Annotated in this window: 8 protein-coding genes and 1 tRNA gene; 1 reads left to right on the top strand and 8 read right to left on the bottom strand. The window is 49.3% G+C overall.

Features of this window, described 5'->3' with window-relative positions:
* Positions 1-1,690: PAS domain S-box protein (locus tag ACOJTG_RS18955; RefSeq protein ID WP_420155257.1), on the bottom strand; the 1,690-nt coding region annotated here is incomplete at its 3' end.
* A gap of 373 nt (positions 1,691-2,063) precedes the next feature.
* Here ACOJTG_RS18955 and ACOJTG_RS18950 point away from each other — a divergent pair.
* Positions 2,064-2,486: a response regulator gene (locus ACOJTG_RS18950; protein WP_420155256.1), complete on the top strand. Its 423-nt coding sequence runs from the start codon at positions 2,064-2,066 to the stop codon at positions 2,484-2,486.
* Between the two features lie 68 nt (positions 2,487-2,554).
* On the opposite strand, the gene ACOJTG_RS18945 is transcribed toward ACOJTG_RS18950, so the two are convergent.
* The 7 genes from ACOJTG_RS18945 to ACOJTG_RS18915 form a co-directional block, all read right to left on the bottom strand.
* Positions 2,555-2,968 carry a response regulator gene (locus tag ACOJTG_RS18945; protein WP_420155255.1) on the bottom strand — a complete coding sequence of 138 codons (414 nt, stop codon included), beginning with the start codon at positions 2,966-2,968 and terminating at the stop codon, positions 2,555-2,557.
* Between the two features lie 13 nt (positions 2,969-2,981).
* Complete coding sequence (locus tag ACOJTG_RS18940) at positions 2,982-4,865, bottom strand: PAS domain S-box protein (RefSeq protein ID WP_420155254.1); 1,884 nt, start codon at positions 4,863-4,865, stop codon at positions 2,982-2,984.
* A 116-nt stretch (positions 4,866-4,981) separates the two neighbouring features.
* Positions 4,982-5,056, bottom strand: a tRNA-Val gene (locus ACOJTG_RS18935).
* A 31-nt stretch (positions 5,057-5,087) separates the two neighbouring features.
* Complete coding sequence (locus ACOJTG_RS18930; RefSeq protein WP_420155258.1) at positions 5,088-6,392, bottom strand: MFS transporter; 1,305 nt, start codon at positions 6,390-6,392, stop codon at positions 5,088-5,090.
* A 135-nt stretch (positions 6,393-6,527) separates the two neighbouring features.
* The gene (locus ACOJTG_RS18925) at positions 6,528-7,328 is read right to left on the bottom strand and encodes an SDR family NAD(P)-dependent oxidoreductase (protein WP_420155253.1); all 801 of its coding nucleotides are present in this window, start codon (positions 7,326-7,328) and stop codon (positions 6,528-6,530) included.
* A 117-nt stretch (positions 7,329-7,445) separates the two neighbouring features.
* On the bottom strand, positions 7,446-8,744 hold the full coding sequence (locus tag ACOJTG_RS18920) for a M20/M25/M40 family metallo-hydrolase (RefSeq protein WP_420155252.1): 1,299 nt from the start codon (positions 8,742-8,744) through the stop codon (positions 7,446-7,448).
* Positions 8,745-8,865: 121 nt separating this feature from the next.
* Positions 8,866-9,748 (bottom strand): exo-beta-N-acetylmuramidase NamZ domain-containing protein (locus tag ACOJTG_RS18915; RefSeq protein ID WP_420155251.1); only part of this gene is annotated, 883 nt, incomplete at its 5' end.

Below are 9,748 nucleotides of genomic sequence, written 5' to 3'. Positions count from 1 at the left end.
AAAAATTCTGGGGATCTAGCTCCGGGAAGGCCTCTCGAAACGTTTTCCCTACCAAGCTACTATCCCGGTGCCAGGTGTCAAGCATCGCCTGATTCACGGTTTCAATTCGCAGTTCTTTCCCCGTATAGATGACGATGGGCGTAGGCGAACCCAGCACAAAACTCCTAAAACGCTCTTCGCTGAACTGAACTTCTTTCTTAGCCCTTACCTGATCGCTTACGTCATTGGCGACAATCATCACGCCCGTAATTATCCCGTCGGACTGGCGTACTGGAGCGTATACAAAGTTATAGTACCGGGCTTCGAGGCGATCATTGCGGATGATCTGAGCCAGAATTTCGTTTCCGTAAAAGGGGTTGCCCGTATCGTACACATCCTGCAAGAGTTCGATGAACCCTTGTCCGGCCAGTTCTGGTAGTGCCGAAAGCAGGGGTTTCCCAACAATCGACTCCGTCTTTCCCCACACCTCCAGCATAAATTCGTTGGCGGTTTCGATCACCATCTTGCGTCCTTTCAACAGACCAATGGCGACGGGGGCCTGAATAACCAGATTACGGAAATGCCGCTCGCTTTCCAGGATGGTTTGCCGGGCCAGCTGCTCCGGCCGCATATCCCGTAGGGTAAATCCGCGGGCAATCGGTTGGCCCGTATCCGGATCGTCAATACGAATACCGTTTGCGAAGACGGGAATGACCATTCCGGTTTGAAAATGCCGGATACTGAACTCCCCTTTCCAGTGGCCTTTTTCGAGTAATTCCGGCAAAATCGTTTCCCGCACGAAGGAGTACTGATCCTGCCAATAAAAATCGGATACTTTGCGATGGGCAATGGGAGCGTCTGCCGGTATTCCGACCAGTTCGCGACCAGCCTGATTAATGTACAATAGGTGATCATCCATAGCAGCGATCACCATTAGCTCTGAACTGTTTTCTACGAGCGTCAGTAGGCGTTCCCGCTGTTGCCGTTGCAGATGTTCATGGGTAATGTCTTCAACGGTGGTGAAATAATAGCCTAACTCCGGAATCAGAGTAAGCGTTTGCTTGACCCATAACATCTGCCCATTGTGTTGCCGAAGTCGGTTTTCCAACTGCGTGGAGAGGCTCGTTTGTAAGGATTGTAATCGGGCATTGTAGATCGGCCAGTCGGCGACATCGATGAGTTGGCGGTACGAAAGTTGCTGTAATTCGGCAGCGGTATAGCCACTGAGTTGCTGAAAACTAGCATTTGCCCGGACAATTCGACCGTTTGCATCCGTAACAATCATCCCCAAAGGCACCTGATCAAAAGCGGCCGAATAGAACTGCGTAGACCTATAGAGAGCTTCGTTCTGTACGGTAGAGGTGCCTAGTAACCGAACCACCGCTCCTGCTTTACGAATCAAATGAGCGTGATCTTTTACTACTAGATATGAACCGTCTGCCTTCAGAAAACGGTACGTCGCCTCCCAGGTAGCCGGCTGTTTTTGTAAGGCTTCGTACAGGCTTTCGCTCACCCACATCTGATCGTCGGGGTGAATACGTGAATGCCAGTACGTTCCCGGGATAGGGACCGGTTCTTCCGGAACGCCTACCCGAGCTGCGTAGCCTTCACTGCACCAAACGTCACCGCTTTCCTGATTCCATTCCCACATGAAATCATTTAACGTTGGCATCCGGGCGTCTTCAGGGTTTGAGGCCTGGTTATGCTGCATGCTTATTTTCAAACAATCGATTCTGGAAAGACTTTCCTCTTAAGTAACCCGTACGAAGCCAATCTGTTTTCTTCCCTCCCGTGTTTCGTCCACTACATACGCTACAAACGGTATGCTTGTATCAACACTACTTGGCTTAGCGAACTTCTAACCAACTGGGACTAGCAACTACGAAAGTAATTCAGTTTTTGCAACTCTAATCTAGATTTAATCAGAGCTTATTCCTAGTCCGGCAAAAATTGTATTTCTTTGTTACAAAACGGCCCATTTTTCTAAAAACATTGTCCTTTTTCGGGAACTACGCCGCTCCTTTTTGTTTTATAGACCTACGCCGAATCTTGTATTCGGATGTTATTATTTCTATCGCCAACTCATGTCCATAAAGCCACTATTTATTGTCGTTGAAGACGACGAAGATGATCGTGATTTATTAAAACTGGCCTATCAAGAAGGAGAGTACAACTGCGAGTTAGTGTTTGCCGAAGATGGTCAGCATGCTCTGGAAGTACTACAAAGTCTGAAAACTCGTCCCAGCGTTATGTTACTGGATATTAACATGCCGAAGATGGGTGGCCTGACTTTACTTGAAAAACTGAAAAATTCTTCCGTTTGGAAAGAAATGCCCATTGTGATGCTAACGACCTCGGACAATGAAGACACCATTCATCGAGCGTATGGACTGGGGGCGAACTCTTACATCGTGAAACCGACCAACTTTCGCGGCTTGTCCAATTTATGGGATACCGTATATCACTTCTGGACGGATACCGTACAACTACCCGTTCAGGCAAGCTAGTATCCATTGATCGCTACTAAAAAGGGTCGTACTCCAGGTGGAGTATGACCCTTTTTAGTAGCGATGACTCAGGGAATGAGTTCCTTTTGAATAATCCGTTGGTGTAATTCCCGAACAAAAGGGCCGTATTCAATGAACGTTTCGGGTTTTATGATGTAATCGGCGGCTCCCAGCGTCAGGCAACGTTCGATCGTACTTTGAATGGGCGACGTTGAAGCAATAATGACGGGGATGGAAGCGTACGCGGGCTGGGCTTTTAATTCGTTGATGAGGTCGTATCCGTTTTTACCCGGCATATTAAGATCCGATAAAATGACGTCAGGTTTTCGGGGAGCGTTGAGCGTCAGCCATTCCAGCAAGGCATCGCCGTTCTTTACCAGAGCTTCCACCTCAAATAAATCCGATGCTTCATCGAATCCTTGTTGCATAAAGAATCGTTCGTCCTCGTCGTTTTCCGCAATTAAAATCGTATAAGTTTTCATACGAAACGTTCACTTAATTTTCGTACAACGTAAAATGAAAGGTCGTTCCCTGACCCGCTTCTGATTCAAGCCAAATTTTCCCCCGGTGCCGATCAACAATCTTTTTACAGATCGTCAGTCCAATGCCCGTACCGGGATATTCTTTCTGGGTATGCAGGCGTCTGAACATATCAAACACTTTCGCGTAATCCCCGGGAGCAATCCCAATCCCATTGTCCGATACGGAAAATTTCACGTGTCCTTCCACCTCCGTACACCAAATCGTAATGAGTGGTTTTTCCGCATCGGTAAATTTCAATGCATTACTCAGCAAATTTTGGAGTAATTGAACCAGCTGTACCCGATCTCCCTTCACAACATCCACTTCGCATTCGATACGGATTTCCGGTTGCGTGCGTTCAATCGAACTTTTCAGGTTTTGCAACGCCTGCTCGATGAGCTCCGCAGTCGGCATGGTTACTTCTAGAATTTCGCCGCGACTCAACTGCGAATAATGCAGCAGGTTCTGAATCAGCTCCCGCATGCGATTAGCCGCGTGAATGGTTCGGCTAATATAAGCTTTTAGGTCCGTGTTTTGCTCGGCATCGAGTTTCAAATCCAGCAGTTGGAGGTAGCTTTTAATCGTCCGAATGGGTTCCTGCAGATCGTGAGAAACGATGGAGGTAAACTGTTCCAGTTCCTGATTGGCGTAGGCCAGTTCGGTATTGGTTTTTTTAAGCGTATGAGCCAGCGAGCGGAAGCGTTCGTAGCTTTCCCGTAAGGCCAGCTCGGCCTGTTTGCGTTCGGTCAAATCACGAGTTACTTTCGAGAAGCCCATGAACACCTTTTCACTACTGTACAGGGCCGTAATGACCACGTTAGCCCAGAATTTACTGCCATCCTTTCGGAGTCGCCAGCCCTCTTCCTCGTACTTACCCACGGCCAGGGCCGTTCGTAATTCAAAATCCGGCTTACCGCTCAGGATGTCTTCTTCGGTATAAAAAATGGAAAAATACTTACCCAGAATTTCCTCGGTCGTGTAGCCATTGATTCGCTGAGCCCCGGTATTCCAGCTGACGATGCGACCTTTTTCGTCCATCATGAAAATACCGTAATCGCCTACCTGTTCCACTAAGGAACGATAGCGTTCCTCACTCTCTCGCAGGGCTTCTTGTTGGTACTTCGTTTCGGTAAGATCGCGGGTTACTTTTGAGAAGCCAATGTGTTCATTTCGTTCGTTGAACAGAGCCGTAATGACCACATTCGCCCAAAAGACGGAGCCGTCTTTCTTCACTCGCCAGCCCTGTTCCTCGTACTTGCCCGTCGCTACTGCGATTTTTAGCTCGCGGGCGGGTTTTCCGTCCTTGAGATCTTCCGCCGTGTAAAACGTGGAAAAGTGTTTTCCTATAATTTCATCGGGAGAGTACCCTTTGGTACGCTGGGCTCCTTCATTCCAGGTAACGATGTGTCCACCGGTGTCGAGTAGAAAAATGGCGTACTCTTTAACCCCTTCTACCATCAGGCGGTAGCGTTCTTCGTTGTCTCGCAGACGAATGGTTTCCTCCAGCACCGCGGTACTATCCCGCAATACACAAGTATAGCCCGTGCAAACCTGCTCTTCGTCAAAAACGGGAGTAATCGTCATTTCACCCCAGAAGTGGCTACCCTCTTTTCGAAATATCCAGCCTTTGCTGTGCGTGACTCCCTGACGTAGAGCTACGGTCCGCTCATATTCCGCATGAATGAGATCGTTGCCGCCGCTTCTCAGCAGGGCCATCGACTGATGACTCAGGTCGTTGATTGAATAACCCGTCAGCGTAGTTGCTCCGGGATTACAATACTGAATATATCCATCTGCATCCAGCAGGAATATGGCATCACTGATGTGTTCCAGTATTTGACGGTAATTGACCACCATGGAGCTTACAATAATAAAATACCGGAATCGGGCTTAGCCCATTCGAGTATAAACAAAAACACCCGCTTAAATTAACTTTAAGCGGGTGTTTTTGTTTATTGGTACTTTACAAAAAGTGAAATGTAAGGGACTCGAACCCCTGACCCCTACCCTGTCAAGGTAGTGCTCTGAACCAACTGAGCTAACATTCCAAGCGTTTAGGATCACAAAAATAAGGCTCGATTAGACGGATGCAAGAATTGGACTCCTTTTTTTTATTCGGGTCAAAATGGCTAACATGATAAATCCAACCACGAAGACTCCAGCAATGACCAGCACACTGTACCGCATGGAACCCGTGAACTGGATGACAACGCCAAAGAGAAAGGTCCCGATCACGGTTGATGTTTTATCGCACACATCGTAAAAGCTGAAGAACGAAGCCGTATCGTGCGTACCCGTGGGCAGTAACTTGGCATAGGTCGAACGCGACAGCGACTGGATACCACCCATGACCAGACCCACGACGAAGGCCAGTACGTAAAACTGAGCACCCGTCTGAACGAAATACGCAGCCCCACAGATACCAATCCAGATGAATACCGCCACCATCAGGGCTCGGAAATTTCCCCAACGAGCCGAGGCTTTGGCAAACAGCCAGGCTCCCAAAATCGCCACCAGTTGAATGACTAGTAGGACGGCAATGAGGGAACCGGAGTCCAGATGAAGCTCTTTGTCGCCGAAAAGTGTGGCCAGATACATAACTGTCTGTACCCCCATGTTATAGCAGAAGTACGCCAGCAGAAAGCGTTTTAACAGCGGCATTCCTTTAATCTGCTGCAACACCAGTTTCAACTGGATGAAGCCATTCCATAACCAGTTTTTCTGCCGTTCCTTTTCCAGCGATACTTCCGGCAGGTATGCAAACGTATACTGAGCGAAACCCGCCCACCATACGCCCACGCTCAGGAAGGCAATGCGGGGCGGCAGACTCGCATCGGTAATGCCGTACCACTCGGGCTTCAATACCATCGTCAGGTTAAAAATTAGCAGTAATACACTACCGATATAGCCTAAAGAAAAACCGCGGGCACTGACGGCATCGTAGCGATCTTCCGTCACGATTTCGGGCAGGAAGGAATTGTAATAGACGATACTCCCCGCCCAGCCGACGAGGGAAAAGATGAAAAACAGCGTTGAGCTGACGTAGTTTTCTTTTGTAAAAAAGAAGAGTAAGGCACAATTGAAGGCTCCGAAATAGCAGAAGATTTTCATGAACAGCTTCTTGCGACCGGAGTAATCAGCAATGGCAGAAAACAAGGGACTCAGAACGGCAATGATCAAAAAAGCGATGGATACGGAATAGGAAAACACCACCGAATTCTGAAACTCCATCCCGAAGTAGGTAACAAAATCCGGGGAGCGGGTTACCGCCGTGGCCCCAAAATAGATGGGAAAAATGGCGGTTACAATCACCAAAGCGTGTACTGAGTTAGCCCAGTCATAAAAACACCAGGCATTAATCACTTTGGGGTCATTTTTAATCAGCATACAGAACGTTGTTTACGGCCCCTTAAAGATAGAGCAATTCGACAGCCGACCGCAAAGTTGGTTCATAAAAACACCCGGCTACCGTACATGACCATACGAAAGCCGGGTGTTAAAATCGATTCATTTTTCTGCTCAGGAGTTCGTATCCGCAGGACGCTGTTGCTTATTCATGGTATCTGCCAACATGGAATCCGGCATAACGTTGCTTACCGCCGTCTGTAGCTTGTTCTTCAGACCGGATACTACTTTATCGTCGCCTGCCATCAGGGCTTCGTAGCCATCTTTCGCCACTTGTACCGGATCGGCCAGATCGCCCTCCTGCACAATTTTCGACTCCTGCATTTGGGCTTTGTTAAAGAAATCAGTGTCCGTCGGACCGGGCAACAAAGCCGTAATCGTAACGTCACTTTCCTTGATTTCACTCCGCAGGGCTTCGGTAAACGATAGTACGAAGGCCTTGGTCGCGTGATAGACCGCCTGCCAGGGACCGGGCAATTTGCTGGCAATAGAGGCCACATTCAGAATTTTTCCATCGTTACGGGCCACCATGTCCTGCAAGTAAAACTTCGTCAGCGATACGTAAGCACTGACGTTCAACTGAATAATATCCAGCTCCCGTTCCAGATCCGTATCGATAAATAGTCCGTACTGTCCCTGACCGGCATTGTTGACCAGTACATCGATCTGGATGCCTTTGGCTTTCACTTCTTCGTATACTTGTTGGGGAGCTTCCCGTTGTACCAAATCTTTCGCTAGGGTGACGACCTCTACTCCGTATTGCTGGGTCAATTCGATAGCCGTTGTATTCAGTTCGTCGGCATTGCGAGCGACGATGACCAGATTATACTGATCGTTGGCGAATAGCTTGGCCAGTTCGTACCCAATGCCACTCGTGGCTCCGGTGATCAGAGCAAATTTTTCCTGCGTTGCCATAGTTGATAAGGGCTGGTTATGTATTGAATTCGAAAACAACCATACCCAGCAAAACACAACAACCTGATGGGGTAAAAAGTCCCACCAGGCTGTTCATGAAGCAATTAACCATATTCCTTATTCCGTATAACCAGCCTCCGCCAGTACGATCAGCAGGGCTTGCTGAATACCGAGATATCCTTTATCGTTCATCCACCACTCGTTCAGGGAATGGGCCCCACCGCCCACGCCACCGATACCAATCGTAGCGGCCGGAACGCCCTTCGCAAACGGAATATTGGCATTGGTGGAACTGCTGTGCAGCGAAGGTTCAGCTTTGAGATACCGGCTGATGGCAATCATCCGCTGAATGAGGGGCTGCTTGGCCTCCGTCATACCCGAAGGCCGATCGCCTACTTTCTTGACGTCTACCGTCAGGTCGGCACCCATTCGTTTGATGGCATTCTCTTCCTGCAACCCTTTCTGTACGGCAGCCAGAAACAGGTCATTGATTCCGACCAGCTTCGACTGATCTTCCGAACGCATATCGACTTCCATCCATGATTCAAACGGAATGGCATTTACGGAAGTCCCGCCACCAATCACACTGACACTGTAGGTCGTTTTAGGCCCCATGCGGGTAAATTGGTCCGCCTCCAGCGTAAAGTAATGAATCGCCCGACCCAGGGCCTGATGCGGATTGACCAGCCCAAACGAACCGTAGGAATGCCCGCCCGGCCCTTTGTACGTTACTCGATACCGTACCGAACCGACGCCGCCGTTGGTGATTGGTCCGATGCCCGACCCGTCTACCGACAGGTAAGAATCAATTTTAGGGCCTTTTCCGGAGAACAGGTGTTTAACGCCCCGCAGATCGCCCAGGCCTTCTTCGCCTACCGTACCGACAAAGAGTAGATCACCTTCGGTGCGGAGGTTGTTTTTCTGCATGGTTTTAAGAACGGCCAGCACAACGGCTAGTCCCCGACTATCATCCCCGATGCCGGGAGCAAACAGGGTATCGCCCCGCTGTTTCACCGTTACATCCGTTCCTTCCGGGAAAACGGTATCGAGGTGTCCTTCCAGGACTACCGTTCGTTTGCCCGTTTTGCCTTTTCGACGAGCCAGTACGTTGCCTACTTCATCCATCCATACCGAATCGGCTCCGGCGGCTCGCAGTAACTCAGCGTATTTTTTGGCCCGTACCTGCTCTTTAAAGGGCGGGGAAGGAATCTGCGTTAACAGCAAATGATCTTTACGCGTTTCGGGCTCGAGGTCCAGAATGGTTTGAAAGGCCGTTTTTACCCGGGGACGATTAGCCAGAGCATTGATTTCAGTTTCGTACTTCTTCTCAGCCGTGAGCGGTGTAGGGGTCTTCTGAGCCCAGACGGAGCCCGAGTAAACCACCGTGGCCAGAGCCAGTAGTAGTGTTTTCTTCATAGGTTCGTTCGTTTACAAAATGGGAAAGGAAGCAATTTAAGGTACGCCCCTTTGTTTGACAAGCCTTCCGGAAATCCCCCTAAGAAAAATAGCTACTCAAACTAGGTCTTGGATGAATGCCCTACGGATACAACAAGTACTTTTTCCGCATGGTCTTAAACTGCGAAAGACCCGGCTCCCAGCTCTTTCGAATCTCGGCTTCGCTTTTGCCAGCAATGATTTGCTCCCGCAGTTGTTCGGTCCCCGATAGTTTATCAAACTCGCCAATTTCTTTATGCTGACTTTTATCGAAGAAACGGGCCTTATCCGGATACGCCTGGTATAGTTCAATGAGCCATTGCAGATTTAGGCGACCGCTTTTGCGTAGTTGCCGGGTATCGTATTTCCGTAAATCCAGTCCGTAACAGTCCTGATTTTCGTGCAAAGGTTCTTCTTTCATCCCTTTGATACTGACGGGCTTGAACGAGAAGGCATATTGGCCCTTCAGAGCCGGAGCACCGAGTACGGTAAAGGGAAAGTACGTACCTCGTCCCTGACTGATGATGGTCCCCTCAAACCAGCAAATGTGCGGATACAGCAGAATGGATTGCGGTGTATTCAGATTGGGCGATGGCATCACGGGCAACTCATAAGGCAACTCGTGCCGGTAGTTGGCCACTTTTACAATGTGTAGTTGACAGGTCGCTTTGTTCGGCAACCAGCCTTCCCCATTGATCATCTGGGCAAATTCGGCGATGGTCATGCCGTGGCTGACGGGAATACGGTGCATCCCGATGCCCGAGTGCAGGTGGTCTTCCAGAATGGGGCCATCGACGAGGTACCCGTTGGGATTGGGCCGATCCAGAATCACCAGCTCCTTTTTATTTTCCACGCAGGACTCCATCACCCGGTGCAGGGTATTGATATACGTGTAAAAGCGGGCTCCTACATCCTGAATATCGTAAACCAACAGATCGACATCCGTTAAATCCTCAGGTAGCGGTTTCTTGCGTTTGCCGTACAGC

Source organism: Siphonobacter sp. (assembly GCF_048595215.1).
GTDB lineage: Bacteria > Bacteroidota > Bacteroidia > Cytophagales > Spirosomataceae > Siphonobacter.
Note: the sequence above shows the minus strand (reverse complement) of the source record. Positions and strands in the feature narration are given on the sequence as shown.